The 26408-nt window shown below is 64.8% G+C and carries 23 protein-coding genes; 14 read left to right on the top strand and 9 right to left on the bottom strand.

All coding sequences use genetic code 11. The features are described 5' to 3' along the window. Nucleotides 1-14: 14 nt before the first annotated feature. Together LB532_RS18255 and LB532_RS18250 are read right to left on the bottom strand one after the other, a co-directional pair. The gene (locus LB532_RS18255; protein WP_140641624.1) at nt 15-1007 is read right to left on the bottom strand and encodes a cation diffusion facilitator family transporter; all 993 of its coding nucleotides are present in this window, start codon (nt 1005-1007) and stop codon (nt 15-17) included. Between the two features lie 11 nt (nt 1008-1018). Beyond that, nucleotides 1019-1705: a GNAT family N-acetyltransferase gene (locus tag LB532_RS18250; RefSeq protein WP_140641626.1), complete on the bottom strand. Its 687-nt coding sequence runs from the start codon at nt 1703-1705 to the stop codon at nt 1019-1021. 83 nt (nt 1706-1788) lie between these two features. Here LB532_RS18250 and LB532_RS18245 point away from each other — a divergent pair, with 83 nt between their 5' ends. Together LB532_RS18245 and LB532_RS18240 are read left to right on the top strand one after the other, a co-directional pair. Continuing rightward, nucleotides 1789-2973, top strand: a complete 1185-nt coding sequence (locus LB532_RS18245) for a pyridoxal phosphate-dependent aminotransferase (RefSeq protein ID WP_140641628.1) — start codon at nt 1789-1791, stop codon at nt 2971-2973. Between the two features lie 165 nt (nt 2974-3138). Beyond that, nucleotides 3139-3513: a YciI family protein gene (locus LB532_RS18240; protein WP_140641630.1), complete on the top strand. Its 375-nt coding sequence runs from the start codon at nt 3139-3141 to the stop codon at nt 3511-3513. On the opposite strand, the gene LB532_RS18235 is transcribed toward LB532_RS18240, so the two are convergent. From LB532_RS18235 to LB532_RS18225, 3 genes are all read right to left on the bottom strand, one after another. Then, nucleotides 3514-4266, bottom strand: coding sequence for an SDR family oxidoreductase (locus tag LB532_RS18235; RefSeq protein ID WP_140641632.1), 753 nt, complete (start codon nt 4264-4266; stop codon nt 3514-3516). A gap of 484 nt (nt 4267-4750) precedes the next feature. After that, nucleotides 4751-5491 (bottom strand): tellurite resistance TerB family protein, encoded by a 741-nt coding sequence (locus LB532_RS18230; RefSeq protein ID WP_140641634.1) that lies wholly within the window; start codon nt 5489-5491, stop codon nt 4751-4753. A 116-nt stretch (nt 5492-5607) separates the two neighbouring features. Beyond that, entirely contained in the window at nt 5608-6537 is a 930-nt protein-coding gene (locus tag LB532_RS18225; protein WP_140641636.1) for a rhodanese-related sulfurtransferase, read from the bottom strand. Nucleotides 6538-6723: 186 nt separating this feature from the next. Between LB532_RS18225 and LB532_RS18220 the strand changes: the two genes are divergently transcribed. Continuing rightward, complete coding sequence (locus tag LB532_RS18220) at nt 6724-7362, top strand: 2-dehydro-3-deoxy-phosphogluconate aldolase (protein WP_140641638.1); 639 nt, start codon at nt 6724-6726, stop codon at nt 7360-7362. Between the two features lie 12 nt (nt 7363-7374). On the opposite strand, the gene LB532_RS18215 is transcribed toward LB532_RS18220, so the two are convergent. Next, the gene (locus tag LB532_RS18215) at nt 7375-8133 is read right to left on the bottom strand and encodes an SDR family NAD(P)-dependent oxidoreductase (RefSeq protein WP_140641640.1); all 759 of its coding nucleotides are present in this window, start codon (nt 8131-8133) and stop codon (nt 7375-7377) included. A 240-nt stretch (nt 8134-8373) separates the two neighbouring features. On the opposite strand from LB532_RS18215, the gene LB532_RS18210 reads away from it, so the two are divergent. After that, nucleotides 8374-9246 (top strand): AraC family transcriptional regulator N-terminal domain-containing protein, encoded by an 873-nt coding sequence (locus tag LB532_RS18210; RefSeq protein WP_411908884.1) that lies wholly within the window; start codon nt 8374-8376, stop codon nt 9244-9246. Between the two features lie 80 nt (nt 9247-9326). Here the strand turns inward: LB532_RS18210 and LB532_RS18205 are convergent, their stop codons facing one another. The 3 genes from LB532_RS18205 to LB532_RS18195 all read right to left on the bottom strand — a co-directional run bounded on the left by LB532_RS18205 (nt 9327) and on the right by LB532_RS18195 (nt 13526). Then, nucleotides 9327-9503, bottom strand: coding sequence for a hypothetical protein (locus LB532_RS18205; protein ID WP_181169429.1), 177 nt, complete (start codon nt 9501-9503; stop codon nt 9327-9329). A gap of 191 nt (nt 9504-9694) precedes the next feature. Further along, on the bottom strand, nt 9695-11521 hold the full coding sequence (locus tag LB532_RS18200; RefSeq protein WP_181169430.1) for a DUF882 domain-containing protein: 1827 nt from the start codon (nt 11519-11521) through the stop codon (nt 9695-9697). A gap of 469 nt (nt 11522-11990) precedes the next feature. After that, nucleotides 11991-13526 carry a sigma-54-dependent transcriptional regulator gene (locus LB532_RS18195; protein WP_140641645.1) on the bottom strand — a complete coding sequence of 512 codons (1536 nt, stop codon included), beginning with the start codon at nt 13524-13526 and terminating at the stop codon, nt 11991-11993. Nucleotides 13527-13696: 170 nt separating this feature from the next. On the opposite strand from LB532_RS18195, the gene LB532_RS18190 reads away from it, so the two are divergent. The 10 genes from LB532_RS18190 (at nt 13697) to LB532_RS18145 (ending at nt 26364) form a co-directional block, all read left to right on the top strand. Continuing rightward, nucleotides 13697-15535 carry a M3 family oligoendopeptidase gene (locus LB532_RS18190; RefSeq protein WP_181169431.1) on the top strand — a complete coding sequence of 613 codons (1839 nt, stop codon included), beginning with the start codon at nt 13697-13699 and terminating at the stop codon, nt 15533-15535. A gap of 375 nt (nt 15536-15910) precedes the next feature. Next, nucleotides 15911-16636, top strand: a complete 726-nt coding sequence (locus LB532_RS18185) for a proton-conducting membrane transporter (protein ID WP_140641646.1) — start codon at nt 15911-15913, stop codon at nt 16634-16636. A gap of 188 nt (nt 16637-16824) precedes the next feature. Further along, a complete protein-coding gene (locus LB532_RS18180) occupies nt 16825-17988 on the top strand; it encodes an aminodeoxychorismate synthase component I (protein WP_411908885.1) in 1164 nt (387 codons plus the stop codon). Continuing rightward, a complete protein-coding gene (locus tag LB532_RS18175; RefSeq protein WP_140641647.1) occupies nt 17937-18599 on the top strand; it encodes an aminotransferase class IV family protein in 663 nt (220 codons plus the stop codon). The genes LB532_RS18180 and LB532_RS18175 overlap by 52 nt, the downstream gene beginning before the upstream one ends. 3 nt (nt 18600-18602) lie before the next feature. Beyond that, complete coding sequence (locus tag LB532_RS18170) at nt 18603-19526, top strand: heme-dependent oxidative N-demethylase family protein (RefSeq protein ID WP_140641648.1); 924 nt, start codon at nt 18603-18605, stop codon at nt 19524-19526. 110 nt (nt 19527-19636) lie between these two features. Next, nucleotides 19637-21082, top strand: coding sequence for a homospermidine synthase (locus tag LB532_RS18165; protein WP_140522394.1), 1446 nt, complete (start codon nt 19637-19639; stop codon nt 21080-21082). A gap of 185 nt (nt 21083-21267) precedes the next feature. Beyond that, the gene (locus LB532_RS18160; protein ID WP_140641649.1) at nt 21268-21645 is read left to right on the top strand and encodes a hypothetical protein; all 378 of its coding nucleotides are present in this window, start codon (nt 21268-21270) and stop codon (nt 21643-21645) included. Between the two features lie 202 nt (nt 21646-21847). Then, nucleotides 21848-23866: a bifunctional metallophosphatase/5'-nucleotidase gene (locus tag LB532_RS18155; protein ID WP_140641650.1), complete on the top strand. Its 2019-nt coding sequence runs from the start codon at nt 21848-21850 to the stop codon at nt 23864-23866. A 133-nt stretch (nt 23867-23999) separates the two neighbouring features. Further along, on the top strand, nt 24000-25064 hold the full coding sequence (hemH, locus tag LB532_RS18150; RefSeq protein WP_140641651.1) for a ferrochelatase: 1065 nt from the start codon (nt 24000-24002) through the stop codon (nt 25062-25064). Between the two features lie 55 nt (nt 25065-25119). Then, nucleotides 25120-26364: an NAD(P)/FAD-dependent oxidoreductase gene (locus tag LB532_RS18145; RefSeq protein WP_140641652.1), complete on the top strand. Its 1245-nt coding sequence runs from the start codon at nt 25120-25122 to the stop codon at nt 26362-26364. Nucleotides 26365-26408: the final 44 nt, after the last annotated feature.

The raw sequence follows: 26408 nt of genomic DNA, 5'->3' as shown, positions 1-26408 counted from the left end.
TTGGGTTCCCTGCGTCAGTGATGGTGGCCATGATGCAAAGCCGCGTCATGCCCCTGGTGGTGATCATGGTCATGGTCATGATCGTGCTCGTCGTCGGCGCACTGGCCGAATTCAGGTTCCACCGTGGCATGGCTGATGCCATGCTCCGACGCAAGCCGCTTTTTGATCGCGCTGACCGCCCTGTGCGCGTCCACGCCCTCGTCGAGGCAGGCATGCAGCGTCGCCATGCTGCTGGTGCCGTCGATCGACCAGATATGCATGTGGTGCACCTCGCGCACCCCCTGGACCGTCGTCGCGATGTCGCTGGCGATCAGGTCCCGGTCGAGGCTCGGCGGCACCCCTTCGAGCAGGACGTGGGCGGCCGCGCGCATCAGCGACCAGGCCGTGGACAGGATCAGCAGCGAGACCAGCACCGACAGGATCGGATCGATCGGGGTCCAGCCGGTCGCCAGAATGACGATCGCCGCCACGATTGCCGCGGCCGAGCCGAGCAGGTCGCCGAGCACATGCAGGATGGCGCCGCGCATGTTGAGGCTTTCGCGGTCGCCGCCATGCAGCACCAGGAAAGAGCCGATGTTGACCAGCAGGCCGAGGATCGCCACCACCAGCATCGGCCCGCCCAGCACCGGCGCCGGCGTCTGCAGGCGCTCCCACGCCTCGTAGACGATCCACAGCGCGATGACGAAGATGGCAATGCCGTTGGTATAGGCCACCAGCGTCTTGACCCGGCCGAAGCCATAGGTCAGGCGGACGGTCGCCGGCCGGTCCGCAAGATGAAACGCATACCAGGCCAGGCCGAGCGCAATGGCGTCGGCAAGCATGTGGCCGGCATCGGCCAGCAGCGCCAGAGAGCCGGTGAAGAGACCGCCAAGCGCCTCGGCCACCATGAAGCCTGCCGTCAGGCAGGCCGCGATCAGAACGCGCTTCTTGTCGGTCGAGCCATGACTATGCCCGCTGTGGCCGGGCCCGCTGTGGTCGTGCCGGCTGTCGTCGTGACTGTGCGCCAATGATAAAACTCCTAGGCGCCAACTTCCGCGCGAAAATCCTCGAGCCGTCGTTTCTGCTGGCCGGCACCGTCGAAATTGGCCGGATCGAGCCACGCCTCGTAGGCTTTGCGCAAGGCCGGCCATTCCTTGTCGATGATCGAATACCATGCGGTGTCGCGGTTTTCACCCTTGACGATCAGGTGCTGGCGGAAAACGCCCTCGAACTTGAAGCCGAACCGTTCCGCGGCGCGCTTCGACGGCTCGTTGCGGTTGTTGCATTTCCATTCGTAGCGGCGATAGCCGAGCTCGTCGAAGACGTATTTCATGAACAGGAACTGCGCTTCCGTCGCCGCCGGCTTGCGCGCGATGAGCGGCCCCCAGTAGATGTTGCCGATCTCGATGACGCCATAGGCCGGATCGATGCGCATCAAGGTCTGGCGTCCGGCGATTTTGCCACTCGCTTTGTCGATGACGGCGAAGAACAGCGGATCCCCGCTCGCCTCCACCTTGTCCAGCCATGGCTGGAAAGCGGCGCGGGTTTCCGGCGGATAGTCGGGCAGCCAGGCGAAGCGGCCATCGACGTCGGCCACGGAAGACGCTTCATAGAGGCCGTCGCCATGCTTCGCGGCGCTCAGCGGCTCAAGCCTGACATAGCGGCCCTCCAGCACCTTGCGCTCCGGGCGCGGACGCGGTTGCCAGTCCTTGAGATTTTCCGACACCGAAAGCTCCAATCCGTTTGACTTTTGCGGGCCGAAGCTCACAAAAACGCAACCGCATAGCAAGAACCACACGGACGGGAAAAATGCTCCACACGATTTCGGCCTTCGATCGTCTCGGCGAGGAAAACGCCTTCGCCGTGCTCGCAAGGGCCACGGCACTCGCCCAGCAAGGCCGCGACATCGTCAATCTCGGCATCGGCCAGCCCGACTTCAAGACGCCGCAGCACATTGTCGAGGCGGCGATCAAGGCGCTGCGCGACGGCCACCACGGCTACACGCCGGCGAACGGCCTGTTGGCGACGCGCGAGGCGGTGGTGCGCCGCACGCTGACCACGACCGGGGTCGAGGTATCGCCCGAGGCGGTGATGATCCTGCCCGGCGGCAAGCCGACCATGTTCGCCGCCATCCTGATGTTCGGCGAACCCGGCGCCGAGATCCTCTATCCCGATCCCGGTTTTCCCATCTACCGCTCGATGATCGAGTTCACCGGCGCGGCACCCATTCCCGTACCGATGCGCGAGGAGAACGGCTTTGCCTTCTCGGCCGATGAGACGCTGGCGCTGATCACCTCGAAGACGCGGCTCCTGATCCTCAACTCGCCGGCCAACCCGACCGGCGGCGTCACGCCGCGCGCCGAGATCGAGAAACTGGTCAAGGGCCTCGAGGCTCATCCGCAGGTGGCCATCCTCTCCGACGAGATCTACGACGTGATGACCTATGACGGCGAAAAACACTGCTCGCTGCTCGGGTTTCCCGAAATCCGCGACCGGCTGATCGTGCTCAACGGCTGGTCGAAGACCTGGGCGATGACCGGCTGGCGCATGGGCTGGTCGATCTGGCCGAACGGCGACAAGGGCGCCCATCTCTACGACAAGGTGCGCAAGCTGGCGGTCAATTGCTGGTCCTGCGTCAACGCGCCGAGCCAGTTTGCCGGCATCGCGGCCATCGACGGCCCGCAGGACGACGTCGACAACATGATGCGCGCCTTCGACCGCCGCAGGAAGATCGTGGTCGAGGGACTGAACGCCCTGCCAAACATATCCTGTATCACGCCCAAGGGCGCCTTCTATGCCTTCCCCAACGTGTCGAAGACCGGCTGGAAGGCGAAGCAACTGGCCTCGGCCCTGCTCGACGACGCCGGCGTGGCACTGATCGGCGGCCCCGATTTCGGCATTCTCGGCGAGGGCTATGTCAGGCTCTCCTACGCCAATTCCGAGGAGAACATTTTACGCGCGCTGGACAGGATCGGAGCGTTCCTGGGGAAGTGAGGCTTAGCTCGGACCTTCGGCCGGTTCACATAGCTTGCCGTGATCGAACGCAGCTCCTCGCTGTCATGAGCCGTCGGGATGCGCGTGGCCGGAGGCTGGGCGAGCATGTCGGGAACGGCTACTGTCGTACCCTTGCAACCAGGATCGAAGAAGGGGTCGCGCCAGATGTTTTACGCCATCCTCGCCTACCATGCGGAAGCAGCGATCGCGGATCTGACGCCTGAGCAGGACGCGGCACTGATGGCCGACCTGCTCGAGGTCAACGACCGGCTTTACCAGCAGGGCATGCTTGGTCCCTCGGCGCGGCTTGGAGCGACCCAGTCGGCCTGCACTTTGCGCGGACCCGGCGACGGGATCGTCATCGACGGCCCCTTCGCCGAGACCAAGGAACAGCTTCTCGGCCTGTACGTCGTCGATTGCGCCAAGCGCGATGACGCGATCGCCATCGCGCGCGATCTGCGCCGGGTCAACCCGACCGCCGTCTACGAGATCCGCCCGATCGCGCTCTATCTGCCCGGCGTGGCGCTGACGGGCGCCTAATCAGCCTCTGCCCACGAACGGCATCTTGGTCGCCATCACGGTCATGAACAGCACATTGGCCTCGAGCGGCAGGCTGGCCATGTGGACGACGGCGTCGGCCACGTGCTGGACGTCCATCACCGCTTCGGCGGCAATGGAGCCGTTGGCCTGTGGCACGCCGACCGTCATCGGTTGCGCCATGTCGGTCAGCGCATTGCCGATGTCGATCTGGCCGCAGGCGATGTCGTAAGGGCGGCCGTCGAGCGCCAGCGTCTTGGTCAGCCCGGTGATGGCATGCTTGGTCGCGGTATAGGGCACCGATCCCGGGCGCGGCGCGTAGGCCGAGATGGAGCCGTTGTTGATGATGCGGCCGCCCATCGGTTTCTGCTTGCGCATGGCGCGGAAGGCCGCGCGGGCGCACAGGAACGAACCGGTAAGGTTTACGCCCACAATATCGTTCCACACCTCGACCGGTATCTCGTCGATCGGCGCCGACTTGTAGCCCATGCCGGCATTGTTGAAGAGCAGGTCGACGCGGCCGAACGCCTCCGCCACCGTCTCGAACAAATCATCGACCTCGCCGGGCTTGCTGATGTCGCAGGCGACAGCCAGTGCCTTGGCATCCGTTTGCCCGGACGCGGCGATCGCCGCGTCCAGCAGCGCCTTCCGGCGTCCGCAGAACACGGTGTTCCAGCCGGCTTTGAGCAGCGCGGTGGCGACGCTCTTGCCGATGCCTGTCCCGGCGCCGGTGACGATGGCGGTTTTTTCGGTCATGGCAGATATCCTCCGGCTGCGCCGCATTGCTCGACTGATTTTCAGGTGATCCAGGGACAAAAGGCATCGCAAATGACGGCGGTGATAGCAAGCGGGACGCTGGTGTCCAGGGCAACGAATCAGAGCCGACAGGTCTCTTCGGAGCCTTTGACGGCGCGCTGTCGAGGGGGCCTTTGAACGGAAAACCCGCCTGTGCGGCCGTTCCCTGGCGCAACTCAGCACCATAACCAAATATCTACCATAGTTGCCGTCACCCAGTCAAGGAAAAAATTCCTATCAAGGGCTCGGAGCCTGGCCGGGTGCCGAAAAGTGCAATTCGTTGTTGGGAGAAGCCCGGAGGGCCGACAAAAAGGGCGGTCATTGGCGACCGCCCTGATCTGGACCGGACTTGGGAGGAGGAAAGCCGATCCGACTGTCTAGAATCATGCGCTTCCTGGGTTAACGAGAGGTTAACGCCACGAAGGCCCGCCTGTTCCGTTTTGGCCTACCAGCGTGGATTGGGTGAGGTCCCGGCCTTGGCAGCCGGCACTTTGACCGCCGAAACCGTCGCCTCGACATGGTCGATCAGCGCATCCGGCAGGCCGAGCCGGCCCGCGAGCAGATCGAGATAGCCGCGCTCGGCACGTGTGTCGGGATCGATTGTGAGGCGCGACGCCGTGTAGAGCTCAAGCTTCTGCGCGTCGGTCTTGGCGCCGGCCACCAGCGTGTCGAGGTCGAGCGGGCTCTCCAGCTCCGCCATCAGGAATTTTTCCGCATCGGAACCGATCCCCGCGAGGCTCAGCTTGCCGGCGATCTTCTTGCGCTCCTCATCGTCGACATGGCCGTCGGCCTTGGCCGCCGAGATCATCGCCCGCACCAGGGTCAGCGTGAATTCGTCCTCGCCCTGCGGCGCTTGCGACGGGTGGAAGGCAGTGTCCTTCGGCGGCGGCAGCAATTCCGGTTCGCCGGCCGCCGGCGTCTGCTCGGGTGCATTGCCGGCCTTGTAGTTCTGGTAGGCCTTGTACGCGAGGCCACCGATCGCTGCCAACCCGCCGAGCTTGACGGCGGCACCGGTGACCTGGCGTCCGGCGCCGGTTCCAAGCAGCACCGCGGCCAGCGCGCCCGCCGCAAGAGGATTGTCCTTGGCCATCTGCACCGCCTGTCCCGCCTTGTCACGGACCGTGCCGCCGGTGCCGGGAATTTGCGAGCCGAGCAGATCGTCGAGAAGCTTCTTGGGATCGAACATCAATGCCTCCAGGATTGCCCGGCCGAACGGGCAGGTTTCGAATGCCGAAGACGTAGGTCCCGAAACCTGGCATTGCAATGACGGGCGGCCGCTTTGCCCCGGCCCAGGTGCCTTGATCAGGATCCGATATGCGGTCCCCTGCCCCGCGCCTTCGCCAGCTCGACCTGCCGCTGGCGCTCGGCGTAGCGCTGGCGGTCGGCGTCCGAACGAGCGTCGAAACAATGCGGGCAAGAGACGCCGGCAGCAAATTTCGGCGATGTCAGCTCATCTAAGGTCAGCGGATGGCGGCAGGCGCGGCACAGCTCGGCGTCGCCCTCGGCGAGGCCGTGCGACACCGAAACCCGTTCGTCGAAGACGAAGCATTCGCCTTGCCACAGGCTGTCTTCGGCCGGCACTTCTTCGAGATATTTCAGGATACCGCCCTTGAGATGGAACACCTCCTCGAGACCGAGCGACCTGACATAGGCCGTCGCCTTTTCGCAGCGTATGCCGCCGGTGCAGAACATGGCGACCTTGCGGCCTTCGAGCTCCGCGCGGTGCTCCTCCACCCAGGCCGGGAATTCGCGAAAGCTCGCGGTCGCCGGATCGATGGCGCCCTTGAAGGTGCCGATCGACACTTCGTAGGCGTTGCGCGTGTCGATGACGATCGTGTCGGGTCGGGAAATCAGCGCGTTCCAGTCGGCCGGCGCGACATAGGTGCCCGCACTTTTCGCCGGGTCGATGTCTTCGACACCCATGGTGACGATCTCGCGCTTCAGCCGCACCTTCATGCGGTGGAAGGGCGTTTGCGCGGCGCTGCTGTATTTCACCTCGAGGCCGGACAGCCCGTCGATGGCTTCGAGATGGTCGATCAGTTCGGCAATCGCCGCATCGCTGCCGGCGACCGTGCCGTTGATGCCTTCATGCGCCAGAAGCAGCGTACCCCTGATGCCGCGTCCACAGCAGAAGGCGGCCAGTGGCGCCCGCAGCGCCTGGAAGGCGTCGAGCCGGGCAAATTTGTAGAGCGCGGCGACGCGGACAGGCTGGGATGGCGGGGACGGTGTCATTGCCAGAGCAACTAGACGCTCGTAAAAGCCGTTTCAAGGTGAAACGGGTTTGACGGCCTGTCATGGCCCTGTTCCGGAAGAGCCGTAAGCTGCCCGGCGTGCGTGACATCACGACACGCCCGGTTGCGTGGACATGAAAATATCAGTCTGCTAATCGGTTGAATTGACGACGATATGGAGAAGAAGATGCCCAGCAAGACCGAAAAACTCCTGTCGCTGCTCAACGGTCAGCCGGTCATCCCGGTGCTGAAGATCGCTGATGTTGCCAATGCCGTGCCGTTGGCCCGCGCTTTGGCGCGCGGCGGCCTGCCGGCGATCGAGATCACGCTCAGGACCGCGGATGCGCTGGAAGCGATCCGCCGCGTGGCCGGCGAGGTCGAGGAAGCCATCGTCGGTGCGGGCACCATTCTGGATGCGCGCCAGTTCGACGAGGCGGCCGCCGCCGGCTCGCAATTCATCGTCAGCCCGGGCATAACCCGCGAGCTTCTGGCAGGCGCCGCCGACAGCGAGGTTCCGTTGCTGCCCGGCGCCATCACCCCCGGCGAGATCATGGCCGCGCGCGAAGCAGGCTTGCGCTTCCTGAAGTTCTTCCCGGCCGAGCAGTCCGGCGGCATCGCCTCGCTGAAGGCCTTCGCCTCGCCGCTCGCCGACGTGAAATTCTGCCCGACCGGCGGTATCACCGGCAAGAACGCGGCCGACTATCTCAGCCTGCCCAATGTCATCTGCGTCGGCGGCTCCTGGGTCGCCCCCAACGACATGGTCAAGGCCGGCAGGTGGGACGAGATCGAAGCTCTCGCACGCGCCGCGAGCAAGCTCGCCGGATAAGCGGTTTCGCGTTCACCAGCGCAGCGGGCCATTCTCGTCGAAATAGCCGGCAGTCGGACCATCGGCATCCAGCGTCGCCAGGCGCATGATGATCTCGGCTGCCTGCTGCACCGTGCGACCGCCCCTGTGCCCGTTGAGATCGGTCGCGGTGTAGCCGGGAGCAGCCGCATTCACCTTGATGCCGCGCGGCGCGAGCTCCCTGGCGAACGCCACCGTGATGGCGTTGAGCGCCGTCTTGGAGCTGCCATAGCCCATTATGTTGGGTGACTGGGTTTCGCCTGTTGCGTCCTGCGCGCGTGCGATCGAGCCGATATAGCTGCTCACCATGACGATGCGGCCGGCGGTCGATGCCAGCAAGAGTGGCAGGAATGCCTGGGTGACGCGGACCGGGCCGAAGACGTTGACCTCATAGGTGGCCTTGATGTCGGCGACATTCTCCCGGCTCGGCGGCAACTCATAGCGCCCGTCGGGGCCCAGCGCGTCGACATAGCCGGGAGCGATGCCGGCATTGTTGACCAGCACGTCGAGGCTGGCTGCCCGCGCCGCGACGGTCCTGGCGGCGGCCGCCACGCTTTCGTCATCGGCGACGTCGAGTTCGAGCCACTCGACGTCGAGCCCTTCGCTGCGCAGCGCCTGTGCCGCCGCGATGCCGCGTGCGGCGTCGCGGGCGCCGAGCCAGACCTTGAATCCCGTTGCTGCCAGGCGCCGTGCGGTCTCCAGGCCGATGCCCTTGTTGGCGCCGGTCACCAGCGCGCGCTTCGATGTCGTCATGTCCAAATCTCCTTTGTGGAGGCCTGATGCCTGTCGCCTGGACGTGGCCCGGTCTGGGAGAACGACATGCATAAAACAAAGGCCCAAGACGCGTCGCCAAACGCGACGCGCCTTAGAGATGGCGGATTGCAGCCCGCCTCGCGCGCCGAAAACTCTCTTGCTCTTGCCTGATCCTCTCACCTGGTTGCGCGGCCCACGCGGATCGGCAATGCTGAAACGATGAGAGAAGCGCTGCTGGAATTGATCGCCATCGCCGCACGCCATGCGCATGGACGGCGGACAAGGACGGCGATCCCTCGCGTTACGATCGGCCGCAGCGAGGTCCCGACGCCGCCGATGCCCGAGCTTTGTCAGCCGACGGCGCTGTTCGTGCTGCAAGGCACGAAATCGGTGCTGATCGGCGAGCGTACGCTTCGTTATCAAGCCGGCAGCTATTTCGTCTACGCGGTCGAGACACCCGCCACCAGCCAGCTGATCGAGGCGAGCACCGCGCATCCCTATGTGGCCCTCGGCTTCGCCCTCGATGTCGAGGCGATCGCAGCCCTGCTCATCGAGCACGAGCCGGCCGTCGGTGGCGACGATTTCATGACCTACCTCGCCGATGACGACCTGCTCGACGCGTGGCGCCGGATGCTGCGGCTGCTCGACAGGCCCGCCGAGATTCCCGTGCTCGCTCCCCTGCTCGAGCGCGAGATATTGTTTCGCCTGTTGCAAGGCCCGCAAGGCGCGAAGTTGCGCCAGCTCGCCGGCGCCGACAGCCGCTTGTCACAGATCCGCCGGGCGACCGCCTGGATCCGGGCTCACTATGACGAGCCTATCGAGGTGCGGCGGTTGGCCGAGCTCGCCAATATGAGCAGCGCTGCGTTTCATCGCCACTTCAAGGCGGCGACGGCGATGAGCCCGATCCAGTACCAGAAGCAGGTCCGCCTGCTGGAGGCCCGCCACCTGCTGCTGGCCCAGCCGGGAAACGCCGCGCGGGTTGCCTTTACCGTGGGCTATGAAAGCGCTTCACAGTTCAGCCGGGAATATGCGCGTCAGTTCGGGTTGCCGCCTGCACGCGATGCCGCGCGGCTTCTGGCGCGGGGCGAAGCGGCCGCGCTGGACATCGACTGAACCGTCCCGGCGGCACGAAAAAGCCCGGCCGGCTTGCGCCGATCGGGCTAGGTTGGTGCCATGGCAGTCAGCCTTGGCGGTCAGTTGCAGACCCTGACCTTCTCGACCACCTTGTGGTGATGCTTCCAATGCGTGACCACCTTGGTCCGGCAGTGATGCTTGCCATTTTTGATGATCACGGTTTCGGCTTGCGAGGGAGCAATAGCCGCCGATGCCGCCACCAGCGCCAGGACGGATGCCAATAGAATCGTCTTCATGAATATCCCCAGGTTGGAACGCAGCCATTCTAGCCGGGAAATAGGCGGCTTTTACGTTTTCACGAGAAGTTCAGGCACCCGTGATCCCGCAGGGCCGGCTTCATCATGCCGGTTGTTCCCGCACACAGCCGGTGACAACAAAAAGCCGCGCCGGTTGCCCTGCGCGGCTTTCGGAATGCCCGGTCTTTACGCTACTTCGTCTGGAAGCGCGCGACGGACAGGAATTTTACGGCATTGCCGGTGAAACGGTTCGCATCCGCCATCTGGTCGCCCTGCTGGAAGCCGGCTGTGTAGACCTCGCTCGGCGGCGTGTGGACCACATTGTAGGCGTAGCCCGGCGCCGTCGTGGCGCTCGAAACCGTGGCGACATTCTCGCCGCTGGTCAGCGCCCAGCGGGCGGCCTGCGGCGCGGCGGCGACCACGATGGCCTTGGGACCGGGTTTCAGGTCGCGGGCGGTGGCTCTGGCCTCCTTGCGGGTCGTCTTCACGCCGGCGCCGATCGCGGCGACCGGATCGGAACCGGCGGCGCGGGCAACGACGGCCTCGCGCGGCGATGCGGCATCGACGCCGGACGGGTCGTTGAACGCCGAACGAGGCTCGGACAACGACGCAACCCGATAATAGTCAGCCTGAACGGGAGGCGCCTCGGCCTCGTCGAGCACGGCCTTGACCGCATCGGGCCTGGCCGTATCGGGTCTGGCCGCATCGGTATTGGTCATATCCGGCCGCGCGCTCGGCAGCACTGAGAAGGCATCGGTCGCGGTCTTGCTACGCTCGGCCGTCTCGGCCAGCGCCATCAGCACATCCTTGCTGGGCGCAGGCGCCAGCACTGCCGGCAACGTGTGTTCGGGGCGCCATGTCGGCAAAGGTATGTTGTTGGCGGCAACCTGCGCTGCATCGGCCGTAACCGCCGAGGGATCAGCCTTGCCGAAAGGCATATTCGCCGGCGTCTGCACGGTTGCCACGGTCTGTTCGGTGCTGGCCGTCGCATCCGCCATGCCGAAGGGAACATTCTCAGGCGGCTGCGCGCCGACATCGACTTTCGGCCGCGGCGCGAAATCGGGCAGCGGGATGCTGCGTGCCGGCAACGCCGCGATGATCGTCTCGGGGGTATCCTTTTCCGGCTCCGGAGCCTGCTCCTCGGCCACCTGCGGAATCTCGGCGCGCTTGGCGTTCTCGGGCGCCACGATCGCGATCCCCGGCAGGGTGCCGCTCTTGGCGGTGCTCGCCGGTGCCGGCTTCACGCTTCTCGGCTTGGGCGCCGGCTCTGCCGATGCGACATCGGCGCTGTCGTCGGCCTCGTCGTCGCCACCGCCGAAGAAGGCAGCCAGCAGACCACCGGACCTTTTCGAACCGCCGCCGGCGCTGGCCAGTTCGATGGCGGCGCCGCCGGAACCCTTGCGTGCCTTGTATGAGGCAAGCGCCTGCTCAAAGCCGGGCAGCGGCCGGCCGTCGCTCGGCACGTGCAGCGTCTTGCCGTTCGGGAACAGGCTCACCAGTTCCTGTCGGCTGATACCGGGCCAATGGCGCACATTGCCGACATCCATGTGGACGAACGGCGAACCGGATCTCGGATAGTAGCCGACGCCGCCGCCCTGCATCTTGAGCCCGATATTGCGCAGCTTCTTCAGCGGCACGCCCGGAATGTAGAAGTCCATCGCCTTGCCAAGCATGTGCTGGCTCTTCTCGGCGACACCCTTGCTGCGGCTGCGCAGCATCGAGTTCGTCGACGGCGAGCGATAGCCGCAAACCACCTGGATATAATCGGTGGCGCCGCTTTCCCGATAGGCTTCCCAGACAAGGTCCAGCAGGCGCGGGTCCATCTTGGTCGGCTCGTTGCGGCGCCAGTCGCGCAGGATGATGTTGATCTTCCTCAGCCCGGCCTGATCGTAACGGCCGTTGCGCTTGTAGACGATCTCCGCCTTCTCGTGCGTGTGGAGGTGGTAGAGCTTCAGCGAACGGACTTCGGCCCTGGCGCCGGTTGCGGCAGCGGCAAGAAAACCAAATGCGACAATCATGGCCGCCAGCCACTTCGGCCAGACGCTCAAATGATAGTGCCGCCCGTTTGTGTGTCGTTCGATTCTGTTCAAATCAAAAGGCCTTGCAGGCTGCCGTTTGTCCCCGGATTTGCCCAAACGGACGTGTCGTTGTCACATCCGAATATCGATCCTAATGGTTAATCATCGCTTATTGAAGCCGAAATGCGGTAACACCGTGGCGATATCCCGCCAAAAATTGTCCACAAGGTTTCTTGGTAAACCGCTGGTTTAGATCATGATTCCTCGTTTGGCCGAAACACGATCTGTTACCGTTAGCCTTAATGCGTGAACGGGACCGTCGGGGACGTCGCCATCGGCGCGCCACACTCCGGTCCAGTCAATGCATCGGCGACATGATGGCAGCGCAAGCTGGTCCCGGCCTTGCGTGACCGCACGCGGGCCGACCGCTCTCAGGCCGGACATCGGGCGGCTGTGCGCGATAGCGCCCTCAGGAAGCGAGCCGGTCGAGCCTGCCGGTTTCCGGATCGATGCCGTATTCCTTGAGCTTGCGGTAAAGCGTCGAGCGGCCGATGCCGAGGCGGCGGGCGACTTCGCTCATCTGGCCGTTGTAGTGATCGATGGCGAGCTTGATCATCTCCAGTTCGACATCCGCCAGCGCGCGCACATTGCCGCGCTCGTCGAGCGCGCGCAGCGTGCCGAAGCGTGGCTGAAGCCGCATCGGCGATTCGGGTTCGGCAGCCGAAACGCCCTCGCCGGCCAGCGCCGGCTCATCGCGCGGTTCTACGGCCAAAGCCGGGCCGGTCGGCGCGATGTCCACATCGAGACGGACCGTGCCCTCCACCTGGGCGCGGATTTGCGGGAAATCCTCGACGCCGAGCACATCGCCTTCGCACAGCACCGAGGCGCGGAAGACGGCATTTTCCAGCTGCCGGATGTTGCCGGGCCAGTCATAGGCCTGGAGCACGGCGAGCGCCGCCGCCGAAATGCCCCGCAGGCGATGGCGCGGGTCTGCCGGAGCCACCTTCTCCATGAAATGTGCGACCAGATCGGGAATGTCGTCGCGGCGCTCGCGCAATGGCGGCACATAGATCGGATAGACGTTGAGCCGGTAGAACAGGTCCTCGCGGAACTTGCCGTCCTTGACCTGCTGCAGGAGATTGCGGTGCGTCGCCGAAATCAGCCTGATGTCGACCCGGATCGTGGCGCGGCCGCCGACCGGATCGACCTCGCCATCCTGGACGGCGCGCAGCAGCTTGACCTGCACGTCGAGCGGCAGGTCGCCGATCTCGTCCAGAAACAGCGTGCCCGAATGCGCTTCGACGAATTTGCCGGTGTGCTTCTCCGTGGCTCCGGTGAACGAGCCCTTCTCATGGCCGAACAGGATCGATTCGACCAGATTGTCGGGAATGGCGCCGCAATTGACGGTGACGAAAGGTTTCGAGCGGCGGTCGCCGCTGCCCTGTATGGCGCGCGCCACCAGTTCCTTGCCGACGCCGGATTCGCCCTCGATCAGGATCGGGATGTTGGATGCCGCCGCTTTCTGGCCGAGGCGGATCACCTTGTCCATGGCGGGACTGTGCGTGATCATGTCCGTGAAGGTCAGCAGCCCGCCGCGCCGGCGCGACGTGCGCTTGACCTCGCCTTCGACAGCCTCGACCTTGAGCGCGTTGGCGATCGAGGCCTGCAGCCTGTCGGGAGAGGCCGGCTTGACGACGAAATCGAAGGCGCCGTGGCGCATCGCCGAAACCACGGTCTCAATGCCGCCCTGGGCGGTCTGCACGATGACGGGGATGGTGATGCCGCGCTCGCGCATCGCCTTGAGCACGCCGATGCCATCGAGATCGGGCATGACCAGATCGAGGATGACCACGGACACGTCGCGGGCACCGGGCCCGTCGAGGGCGTCGAGGCCGGCAGCGCCCCCGTCGACGACGATTGCGGTGTGGCCGAACCGCGTCACCGCCGCCTCGAGCAGCCGGCGCTGCACGGGATCGTCATCGACTATGAGTATGGAACCTGTCATGACTGTCTTGAGCCGCCCGCCTGATATCCCCATGGACCATCTTGGCACAGGGTTCTAAATAAGGTTTCAAAAAACCCGGTGAACGAATTCCTTAGGATTTGACCGGCTTCTCCGTTCTCCTTGATTCTGGCCTTGGGCCCGGCCACTTGATTTAAAAGAAGGTATTGTCGATGCGCGTGATGTTTGATCGGCGGCCTGCGGCGCCAGCTTCCGGTCAGGGCGCCGCCGAGCTTGGCGATCTGCCGGAATGGAATCTTGCCGACCTCTATGCGGGCATGGAGGCGCCGGAGCTGAAGCGCGACATCGCGAAAGCCGCCGCCGATGCGGTCGCCTTCGAGAGCCGCTGGAAGGGCACGCTGTCCGCCGAGGCCGAGCGCGGCAGCGCAGGCAGGCTGGGCGAAGCGCTTGTCGCCTATGAGGCCCTGGAAGAGCTGATCGGCCGTATCGTCTCCTATGCCGGCCTCATCTACGCCGGCAACACCGCCGATCCGCAGCGCGCCAAGCTCTATGGCGACATCCAGGAGAAGATGACCGACGCCAGCGCGCATCTTCTGTTCTTCGCGCTCGAACTGAACCTGATCGACGACGCGGCGATCGAGGGCGCGCTCGCCGCCGACCCCGCCTTCGGTCATTACCGGCCCTGGGTGCTCGATCTGCGCCTGGACAAGCCCTATCAGCTCGAGGATCGCGTCGAGCAGCTTTTCCACGAGAAGTCGATCACCGGGCGCAGTGCCTGGAACCGGCTGTTCGACGAGACGATGACGGACTTGCGCTTCGACGTCGACGGCGAGGAGCTGACGCTGGAACCGGCCCTGAACCGATTGCAGGATGCCGACGGCGAGGTGCGACGCCGCGCCTCCGAGGCGCTCGCCCAGACCTTCCGGAGGAATTTGCGCACCTTCACGCTGGTCACCAACACGCTGGCCAAGGACAAGGAAATCTCGGACCGCTGGCGCGGCTTCGAGGACATCGCCGATTCACGCCATCTCGCCAACCGCGTCGAGCGCGGTGTGGTCGATGCGCTGGCTTCGGCGGTGCGCGAGTCCTATCCGCGCCTGTCACACCGCTATTACCGGATGAAGGCGCGCTGGCTGGGCATGGAGGTGATGAACCACTGGGACCGCAACGCGCCGCTGCCGGAGACGCCGCAAGCGGTGATCGGCTGGGACGAGGCCAGGAACACGGTGCTGTCCGCCTATCAGCGCTTCTCGCCCGAGATGGCCGAGATCGCGCGGACTTTCTTTGACCGCAACTGGATCGACGCGCCGGTGCGCCCAGGCAAATCCCCCGGCGCCTTCGCCCATCCGACCGTGCCTTCGGCGCACCCCTACGTGCTGCTCAACTACATGGGCAAGCCGCGCGACGTGATGACGCTGGCGCATGAGCTTGGCCATGGCGTGCACCAGGTGCTGGCCGGCGGCCAGGGCGCGCTGATGGCCTCGACGCCGCTGACGCTGGCCGAGACGGCGTCCGTCTTCGGCGAGATGCTGACCTTCCGCTCGTTGCTCGAGCAGACCACCGACAGGCGCGAGCGCAAGGCCATGCTCGCCCAGAAGGTCGAGGACATGATCAACACGGTCGTGCGCCAGATCGCCTTCTACGAGTTCGAGCGCAAGGTGCATGCGGAGCGCCGCAACGGCGAACTGACATCCGACAGGCTCGGCCAATTCTGGCTGGAGGTGCAGGCGGAAAGTCTGGGGCCGGCGATAAAGCTGCGCGACGGCTACGAAGTGTTCTGGACCTACATCCCGCACTTCATCCATTCGCCCTTTTACGTCTACGCCTATGCGTTCGGCGACTGTCTGGTGAACTCGCTCTACGCGGTCTACCAGAACGCCGAGCGCGGCTTCCAGGACAAATATTTCGAGATGCTGCGCGCCGGTGGCACCAAGCATCATTCGCAGCTTTTGGCGCCTTTCGGCCTCGATGCCACCGATCCCGCCTTCTGGCAGATCGGGCTTGGCGTGATCAGCGGCCTGATCGACGAGTTGGAAGCGCTCGACAACTGAGGCGTCTTGTGTACGCCGTCTCCACCCGCTCAGAACAGTTTAGCCGGAATGCATATTGGGACCACACTATTCTTGGTCTGAATATCTGTTCTTGAAGAACTCTCTTTCGTAGTTTTCCCATAGCTTTCCGTAAGCTCTATGATAGCCTCCCCGCCAAGCTCAGCCGGAGCATGCGGGTCGGGCGGGGAAGTCTCAGCCGACCGCGGCGTTCCGGTGCACGCGACGACGGCCATTGGCCATGGCTTGCAAAGCCGATGCCGACGGCTCGACTGAAGCCGGCTGTTCCGCAGGCGGCGGAACCATCATCGAGTAGTCCTTCGCCGAAGGTCATTAAAGTCCAATGCCGCGGCAGACGGATCTGACTGGAGAGAGACAATGGGCACTTTTTTCTACATGCTCCTGGCGTTCCTTGTGGGTGTGCTGGTTGGCTGGTTCATCTGGGGACGCCTGCGCGGTGAGCTCGACAGCTTGCGCGGCGACCTCGATCGCACACGCAGCGAGCGCGACCGGCTGCGGGCCGACAGCGATCGCCTGACCGGCGAGTTGGATGCCGGTGGGCGCACCCGCGCCGACCTCGAGCGCCGGCTGCGCGAGGCCTCGACCAGCACCGGCCCGGCAAAAGCGGCGGCCCCGGCGCCGGCCGCATTGATGTCGACGCCCACCCCTGCCAAATCCGCTCCGGCAGCCAAGCCGGCGCCCAGGAAGCCGGCTGCGGCCAAGGCCGCTTCAAGCGCCGCGAAGACCGGCGCGCCGAAGGCCGCTGCCGCCAAGGCCTCTCCCAAGGCCAGCGCGGCGCCCAGGAAGGCGGCACCGGCGAAGTCCGCTCCGGCCAAAGCGGCTTCCGACAAACCCGACAATCTGCGTCGGCTGATCGGTATCGGCCCGGTCAACGAGAAGCTGCTCAGGGCACAAGGCGTCACCAGCTTTGCCCAGATCGCCGCCTGGACAGCCGCTGATATCAAGCGGATCGAGGACGTCATGAATTTCGACGGCCGTATCGCGCGCGAGCGCTGGATCGAACAGGCCAAGCTGCTCGCCGCCGGCAACGAGGCGGAATTCGCCAGGCAGTTTCCGTCGGCCGGAACCGCCAGCAACACCTGAGCGACAGGGCAGATCCGACGATTGCGGCCGGCGGCGCGAACGAAGCGCCGCCGGTTTGCTTTTGGCCGCAAGGTCTGCCCACGGATCGAGCCAGAGGTTGGGCCAGAGGTCGGCTTTAAGTGGCAAGGTGCCGCTCCCTCGATTGCGCGCGGCTGGCCCCCCATATAGAGCCATCATTGGCTTCATCGATCCACGCGCCGAGTTCCATGCCCCTGCCCGCCGCAATTTTCCGCAATGACGAAAGCGCGCGCCAGCTCGTTTTCGACCGACCGGACGACATCATTACGGCGCACGAGGCCCGGGATTTCTCGGCCGCGCTGCAGGCGGCCCAGGCCGCGCATGATGCCGGCAAGTGGCTAGCCGGCTACTTCTCGTACGAGGCGGGCTACCTGCTGGAGCCGAAACTGGTTCCGTTGCTGCCGGCAGGGCGCCGCGCTCCGCTGGTCTGCCTGGGCGTCTTCGACGCGCCGGTGCAGGAGCCCGTGCCGCCCCGCAAGGCGGCGGCGACCAACGGCCCGATCTTCGATGCAAGGGCGGCATGGTCGTTCGAGGACTACGAGAAGCGGTTCTCGCGGCTGCACCGGCACATCAGGCAAGGCGACTGCTACCAGGGCAACCTGACCTTTCCGGTGCATGCGCAATGGTCGGGCGATCCGCTCGCCGCCTTCGACGCGCTGACCGAACGCCAGCCGGTGAAATATGGCGCGCTGGTTTCGCTTGGCGATCCGGTCGTGCTGTCGCGCTCACCCGAACTGTTCTTCGAGATCGACGCGCAGGGCATGGTCGAGACCCATCCGATGAAGGGCACGGCGCCGCGTGGTGCGACGGAAGCCGACGACGAGCGCCAGAAAACCTTCCTGCGCAATGACGAGAAGAACCAGGCCGAGAACCGGATGATCGTCGACCTGCTTCGCAACGACATCTCGCTGATCAGCGAGGTCGGCACGCTGGAAGTGCCCGAGCTGTTCCGCATCGAGACCTATCCGACCGTCCACCAGATGGTGAGCGACGTCAGGGCGAAGCTGCTGCCGGGCCTCACGATCCGCCAGATCTTTGCCGCGCTGTTTCCCTGCGGTTCCATTACCGGCGCGCCGAAAATCCGCGCCATGGAGATCCTGCATGACCTTGAAGGCACGCCCCGCGATGTCTATTGCGGCGCCATCGGCTGGATCGCGCCCGGCGGCACGATGCGCTTTTCCGTGGCGATCCGCACCATCTCGCTCTTTCCCGGCGGCGAGGCCGTCTACAATGTCGGCGGCGGCATCGTCTTCGATTCAACCGCGCAGGAGGAGTATCAGGAGTGTCTCTTGAAAGCCCGCTTCGCGACGGGAACGCCGCCGGTTTCGAATTGATCGAGACCATGCGCTGGGAGCCGGCCACGGGCTTCCTGCGCTTGGAGCGGCATCTGGCGCGCCTCTATGGTTCGGCGGCCGAACTCGGTTTTGCCTGCGACCCGCAAAGGATCGGCGACGTGTTGGGCAAGGCTGTCGATGGCGCGCGCAACGGCTTGCGCACGCGCCTGGCTTTGGCGCGCAGTGGCGACGCGGCCGCCTCGGTCCAGCCCTATGAGCCGCTCGCCGCCGATAGGGTTTGGACGCTGCGGCTGGCGCGCACGAGGCTCGATTCGAACGATATGCTGCTGCGCCACAAGACCAGCCGGCGGCAGGTCTACACGCATGCCCGTGCCGAATATCTCGTCACCCAGGCCGACGAAGTGCTGTTGGCCAACGAGCGCGGCGAGATGTGCGAAGGCACTATCACCAATGTCTTCGCCGATTTCGGCGAAGACATGCTTTTGACGCCCCGCCTCGATTGCGGGCTGCTGCCTGGCGTATTGCGCGGCGCGCTTCTGGATGAAGGCCGCGCCCGCGAGGCGATCTACAGTTTTGACGACTTGAAATCCGCCAGGGCGCTCTATGTCGGCAATTCACTGCGCGGCTTGATCCCGGCAAAGCTGATCTGAAGCATGACATCCCTGCCCACCCACACGCCCTATGATGGCTCGTCCAAGCTGTTCACCATCGGGCTGAAGCCGCTTGCCCTGGCCGACTGGATCGAAGTCGACGAACACCTCCTGCCGTTCCTTGCCGAGAAGCGCCGCCTCTATGCCGAAATCCCCGGCACGGTGTTCGTCGAGGAAGACGGCACGCGCGATGCCCAGCGCGAAGTGCTCGACCTGCTCGAAGCGCACTTGCCGCAGGTATTTCCCGAAACCCATCGGCGTGCCAGTGGCGGGGTCGAGGTGATCGCCGCCGGCGGCAATCCCGGGGGCGACTTCGCCAAGGCGCCGCTTGTCGCGGCCTCGCTGCTCGTCCAGGAAGACCTGATCCTGATGCGCCGCGGCGACGACGGCTGGCGGCTCGCCGCCGGCTCGCTCTGCTTTCCCTCGTCATGGTCGCTGCTCGAAAAATTCGGCAAGCCCTTGCAGCAGATCCATGCGCCTGTGCCGGGTTTTGGCCCGGGCACGCGCCCGGCCGAGCTGATCAACCGCATGTTCGACGGCCTCCAGGGTCAGGCCGTGGAGCGCTACAACTGGTCGATTCAATCGGGCGGTGCGCTCTACCACCCGCTGTCCAATGTCGAGCGCATCGAGCGCGCCGCCGGCCGCCCGTCGCGATTTGCCGATGGCGACGTCAATGCCCACGCCTTCATCCGCGTCGAGCGGCAGACGCTTCGAAAACTGCCCGTCTCGGGCGACATCCTGTTCACCATCCGCATTCATCTCGACCCGCTGGCGGCGTTGGCGCATCACTCCGACCGGGCCACGTTGGCTCCGGCTTTCGCTGCCCAGCTCGAAGCGCTCGACATCGCCCAGCTCGATTACAAGGGCTTGACATCGGACCGCGACCGGCTGGTCGGCGTCCTTAACCAAATGACGAACGCCGCCTGACCGGCGGTTGGCGCTTTTCACTGGTTTATGACAATGATCTGTGATGTAGCGCATGCCCGTTGGGCGAGAATGCCCGGGTTTTGCACCTGTCTGAAGGAGTGCTCGATAAAATGGCGAATGAAAACTGGCCCGTTTACGGTGAGATCACCGGCCCTGTGGTGATGATCGGCTTCGGCTCGATCGGACGGGGCACGCTGCCGCTGATCGAGCGCCATTTCAAGTTCGACAAATCGCGCATGACGGTCATCGACCCGCTCGGCACCGACCGCGCGCTGCTCGACGAGCGTGGCATCACCTTCATGCAGGATGCTGTTACCGAGAAGAACTACAAGAAGCTCCTGACCCCGCTTCTGACCAATGGCGGCGGCCAGGGTTTTTGCGTCAACCTGTCGGTCGACACCGGCTCGGTGGACCTGATGCGGCTCTGCCGCAAGCTCGGCGTGCTCTACATCGACACGGTCGTCGAGCCATGGCTCGGTTTCTACTTCGATGCCGAGGCCGACAATGCCAGCCGCACCAACTATGCGTTGCGCGAGTCGCTGCTGAAGGAAAAGCACGACAAGCCCGGCGGCGCGACGGCGGTCTCCACCTGCGGCGCCAATCCGGGCATGGTCTCATGGTTCGTCAAGCAGGCATTGGTCAACCTGGCCACCGATCTCGGCCTCGAGTTTTCGGAACCCGCGCAGGAAGACCGCGAGGGCTGGGCGAAGCTCATGAGGAAGGCCGGCGTCAAGGGCATCCATATCGCCGAGCGCGACACCCAGCGCACCAAGAAGCCGAAGCCGATGGACGTGTTCTGGAACACCTGGTCGGTCGAGGGCTTCATCTCCGAGGGTTTGCAGCCCGCCGAACTCGGCTGGGGCACGCATGAGAAATGGATGCCCAAGAACGGCAAGAAACACAAACATGGCTCCAAGGCCGCAATCTATCTGGAGCAGCCCGGCGCCAACACGCGCGTGCGCTCGTGGTGCCCGACGCCAGGTGCGCAATACGGCTTCCTGGTGACCCACAACGAGGCGATCTCGATCGCCGACTTCTTCACCGTGCGGTCCAAAAAGGGCAAGGTTCAGTACCGCCCGACCTGCCACTACGCCTATCATCCCTGCAACGACGCGGTGCTGTCGCTGCATGAAATGTTCGGCGCCGCCGGCAAGGCGCAACCGGTACACCATGTGCTCGACGAAAACGAACTGGTCGACGGCGTCGACGAGCTCGGCGTGCTGCTCTACGGCCATGACAAGAACGCCTACTGGTACGGCTCGCAATTGTCGCTCGCCGAAGCGCGCAAGCTGGCGCCCTACCAGAACGCCACCGGCATGCAGGTCACCTCGGCGGTTCTGGCCGGCATGGTCTGGGCGCTGGAGAACCCCGAAGCCGGCATCGTCGAGGCCGACGAGATGAACTACAAGCGCTGTCTGGACGTACAGTCGCAATATCTCGGACCGGTGAAAGGCTATTATACCGACTGGACGCCGCTCGATAATCGGCCCGGCCTGTTTCCGGAGGACCTCGACCGGAACGACCCGTGGCAATTCCGCAACATCCTGGTGCGATAGCGTCGCGCCACGCATGCCTCACTGCCTTGCAATCGCCCGGAAATCGGGCGATTGAAGGATGCGGACGGGAGCAAGCCGCGTCCATCTGGACGCATGAACTGCGCTCTTGAAACTTGGATGCATGCACCGTGCTTTCCGAAGTCGTTTTCCGATTTCGGGCCGACGGGCGAGGAGAGGATTTTTACATGACCATTGCGCGCACGATTCTTTCGATGAGTGTTGCGGCGGCCACGATGGTGGGGCTGGCCGCTTGTGCAACCAGCGGTCCCGACGAGCCGTCGATAGGGGCCGCGCCGAAGGGCGTCGAAGGCTCCTGGATCGATGCCAAGGGCACCGGTCTTTCGACCTTTGCCGGCGGAACCTTCACCACAGTGGCGACCGACACCGGCCAGAAGCTGTCCGACGGCACCTATACGATGACCGGCGCCACATCGGTCGAGATCCACGGAACCTCGCTGATCCGGCAGACGCCGGTGAGCTTCAATTGCCTGCTTGTGTCGACCAGCCAGCTCAACTGCACCAGCGGCTCCGGCCAGAATTTCGTACTGACCCGGCGCGCCTGAACCACCAGGCATTCAGACCTCCAAGGACGGCGGCCAATGGCCGCCGTCCTTTTTTTGCCCCGCAGAGATCAACGGGGTTTTGCCCCGATTTCCCCTTGCATGCTCCGGAACGCGATGGGAACATGGCTGAAAAAGCCGGCTGTTATAGACCGGTCAAGCAAGAGCGCTAAACGGCTCTGATCAGCCTATCCGGGAGACGAAGATGAAGAAGCTTGCCGCCATTGCCGCCCTTTCTGCGTCGACGCTGGGCCTGTCGGCCGGCGCATCTTTTGCCGACTACACGCTGAATATCCTGCACATCAATGATTGGCACAGCCGCATCGAAAGCAACAACAAATACGAATCCACCTGCTCGGCCGACGAGGAGACAAAGGGCGAATGCGTCGGCGGAGCCGGCCGGCTGGTCACGGCGATCGCGCAGGAGCGCAAGAAGCTGGAAGGCCAGAACGTGCTGTTGCTCAGCGCCGGCGACAATTTCCAGGGTTCGCTGTTCTACACGACTTACAAGGGCAAGGCCGAAGGCGAGTTCCTCAACGACATGAAGTTCGATGCCATGGCGCTCGGCAATCATGAATTCGACGACGGCGAAACGGCATTGGCGCCGTTCCTCGACATGATCAGGTTCCCCGTGCTCGGCGCCAATGTGAAAGCCAACGCGCAGTCCAAGCTCGGTGACCGCGTCAAGCCGTCCATCGTCGTCGAGGTCGGCGGCCAGAAGATCGGCATCATCGGCGCCGTCACCAACGATACGCCCGAACTTGCCACTCCCGGCCCCAACATCGCCATCGAGGACGACGTCAAGTCGATCACGGCGGAGGTCGAGAAGCTGAAGGGAGAGGGCGTCAACAAGATCATTGCCGTGACCCATATCGGCTACAACAGGGAGCGCGATGTCATAGCGAAGATCTCGGGCGTCGACGTGGTCGTCGGCGGCCACAGCCATACGCTTTTGTCCAACACCGATCCGAAGGCGGCAGGCCCCTATCCGACCATGGTCGACAATCCGGACGGCTACAAGGTACCGGTCGTGCAGGCGGCGTCCTATTCGAAATATCTCGGCGAGTTCAAGGTGGTGTTCGACGACAATGGCGTCGTCAAGTCGGCGAGCGGCGACCCGATCCTCCTCGACAAGTCGATCACGCCCGATCCCGCCGTGCTCGCCCGCATCAAGGAGCTCGGCGCGCCGATCGAAGCGCTTAAGAACAAGGAAGTGGCCGAGACGACCGACGTCATCGACGGCAGCCGCGAGAGCTGCCGCGCCCGCGAATGCGCGATGGGCAATCTCGTCTCCGACGCCATCCTCGACCGCGTCAAGGGACAGGGCGTCGAGATCGTCATCTCCAATGGCGGCGGCCTGCGCGCCTCGATCGACAAGGGCACCGTCACCATGGGCGAGGTGCTGACCGTGCTGCCCTTCCAGAACACGCTTGCGACCTTCCAGATCTCGGGCAAGGACCTGCTTGCCGGGCTCGAAAGCGGCCTCAGCCAGGTCGAGGACGGCGCCGGCCGCTTCCCGCAGGTGGCCGGCCTGAAATACGCCTTCGACAAATCGGCGGCGCCCAATGCCGGCCGCGTCAAGTCTGTCGAGGTGATGGAGAACGGCGCCTGGACGCCGCTCAATCCCGACAAGGACTATCTGGTCGCCACCAACAACTATGTCCGCCAGGGCGGCGACGGCTACAAGGTTTTCGCCGAAAAGGCCAAGAACGCCTATGATTACGGCCCCGGCCTCGAACAGGTGGTCGCCGACTATCTCGGCGCGCACCGGCCCTACACGCCCAAGCTCGACGGCCGCATCACCGAGATCGCCGCAACGACAGCGGCCGCACCTGCGGCGGAGCCCGCCAAGCCGGCCGAAGCAATGCCCGACCTGCCTGCCAACTCCGGCGATATCGCCAACACGCCGCCGGCGGTGCCGACCGAGGCGGCGCCTGCGCCTGCACAGGCAACGCCTGCCGCTCCGGCAACGCCAGCACCTGCGGAACCGGCAAAGCCTGCCGAAGCCGCCCCGGCGGCACCCGCGCCGGCTGAGCCGGCAAAGCCCGCCGAGGCCGCACCGGCCGAAACCAGCCATGTCATCGTCGTCGGCGATACCTATTGGGACCTGGCAAAGAAGGCCTATGGCGACGGCACCAGGTGGAAAGTCATTTCCGAAGCCAACAAGGGCTACGAGCCGCGCCGGCTTCCGGTCGGAGCGACCTTGACCTTGCCGCCGAGATAATCGTCTTCGCCTTTGCGCGCAGGGACACCCGCCCAAAACAGGGCGGGCGTCCTGTTTTGGGCGGTGCGGCCAGACGCTGCATTGAAAAGCAACGCGGCATCGCTACTTTCGCGCCGTGTTCGGAGACCCGCAAATGCCGCCTTCCAGCCCTGTCGACGCCAAGCCCGCGAGAACCGTGGGACCGAGACCGGTCGGACATTCGCCGGCCAAGGCGGGCAAGATCGGCGTCATGCTGGTCAATCTCGGCACGCCGGACGGCACCGATTTCAGGCCGATGTGGCGCTATCTCCGTGAATTCCTGTCCGACCCGCGCGTCATCGAACTCAACAAGGCGATCTGGTATCCGATCCTTTACGGCCTCGTGCTGACCACGCGACCGAAGAAGTCGGGCGCCAACTACGCCAGGATCTGGAATCGGGAGAACAACGAGTCGCCGCTGCGCACCTATACCCGCGCCCAGGCCGAAAAGCTGACCGTGGCATTGCGCGACCTGCCCGACGTCATCGTCGGCTGGGCGATGCGCTACGGCAATCCCTCGACCGCGAGCGTCGCCGAAAGCCTGGTCGCGCAGGGCTGCGACCGCATCCTGACCTTTCCGCTCTATCCGCAATATTCGGCCACCACCACGGCGACTGCCAATGACCAGTTGTTCCGGGCGCTGATGAAGATGCGCGCGGCGCCGGCCGTCCGCAGCGTGCCGCCCTATTATGCCGAACCGGTCTATATCGAGGCGCTCGCCTGTTCGATCGAACGGCATCTGGCGAGCCTCGACTTCGAACCGGAGGTGGTCATCACCTCCTACCACGGCATCCCCAAACCCTATTCCGACAAGGGCGATCCTTACCGCGAGCATTGCCTCGAGACGACACGGCTGCTGCGCGAGAGGCTCGGCTGGGACGAGAAGAAGCTGATCACCACCTTCCAGTCGCGCTTCGGCGCACAGGAATGGCTGCAGCCCTACACCGACAAGACGGTGGAGAAACTGGCCAAGGATGGCGTCAAATCGATCGCCATCGTCAATCCGGGCTTTTCCGTCGACTGCATCGAAACGCTGGACGAGATCGGCCGCGAGGCGGCGGAAACCTTCCATCATGCCGGCGGCGGGAGATTCGCCCACATCCCCTGCCTCAACGACAGTCCGGAAGGCATGGCGGTGATCGAGGCGATGGTGCGGCGCGAACTGTCCGGCTGGATCTGAACCCGGGAACAATGGACGTTCCGGGGCGTTGAGGCGCGCCTTCCGGAGACCATCGATGCCCCGCAAGCTCGACCTCAGAAGCGGCCGGCCAGTCTGGTCCGCCTATCGGGCACCCGCTGTCCCGACAACCGCTCTGGCCCGTGACGCCAAGGCGGATGTGCTGGTGATAGGCATGGGCATCAGCGGCGCCATGATCGCGGAAGCGCTGACGGCGGACGGCCGTTCCGTGATCTGCATCGACCGGCGCGGCCCGCTGAGAGGGTCTACGTCGGCGACCACCGCCCTGGTGCAGTTCGAGATCGACCAGCCGCTGACGGCGCTCGCCAGGATGATCGGCAAGGCTTCGGCGGAGCAGGCGTGGCGGCGCTCGCGTCTGGCCGTTTCCAACCTTGCCGGCCGCATAGCCGAACTCTCCATCAACTGCCGCCTGAGCCGCGTCCCCTCGCTCTATCTGGCCGGCACCGCGCTCGGCCCATCGCAACTGCGTGACGAAGCCGAGGCGCGGCGACAGGCGGGCATCGCCGCGACCTATCTCGCCCCTGCGCCGCTGGCCGCGCGATTCGGCATCGAGCGCGACGGCGCCATCCTCAGCCATGGCAACATCGCGCTCGATCCGCGCAAACTGACCGCCGGATTGCTGCTGAAGGCGCTGGAGCGCCGGGCGCGCCTCTACGCCCCGGTCGAGGCGACCACGATCGAAGACAGCGCCAAGGAGGTCGTCGTCGCCACCAGGGGCGGCCCCACAATCACCGCGCAGCACGTCCTGCTCGCGACCGGCTACGAGTTGACCGACATCGTGCCGGCGGCGGCCCACCGGGTCATCTCGACATGGGCCATCGCCACACGCCCGCAGCCGCGCAAGATCTGGCCAGGCGCCGCCCTCATCTGGGAAGCATCGGACCCCTATCTCTATGCAAGGGCGACAGCCGACGGCAGGGTGATCTGCGGCGGCGAAGACGAGGATTTCATCGACGAGGAACGGCGTGACGCGTTGATCGCCGGCAAGAGCCTGAGACTGGCCAGGAAGCTCGGCCGCCTGTTCCCGGATCTCGACACCAGGCCCGATTTCGCCTGGACCGGCGCCTTCGGCACAACGACCACCGGCCTGCCCTATATCGGCGCGATCCCCGGGCATCCGCGCATCCAGGCCGTGATGGGCTATGGCGGCAACGGCATCGCCTTCTCGCAAATCGCTTCCGAAATCGTTTCTGCCGCCATCGCCGGATCGCAAGATTCGGACGCAAGCCTGTTCGCCTTCAGCCATCGGCAGCAGCGACACAAACAATCCCTCATCACCTGATTGTAACGTTGTTGAAACACACTTAACTGTTTGCTGAGGCCGGC

Source organism: Mesorhizobium sp. ESP-6-2 (assembly GCF_020164675.1).
GTDB lineage: Bacteria > Pseudomonadota > Alphaproteobacteria > Rhizobiales > Rhizobiaceae > Mesorhizobium.
Note: the sequence above shows the minus strand (reverse complement) of the source record. Positions and strands in the feature narration are given on the sequence as shown.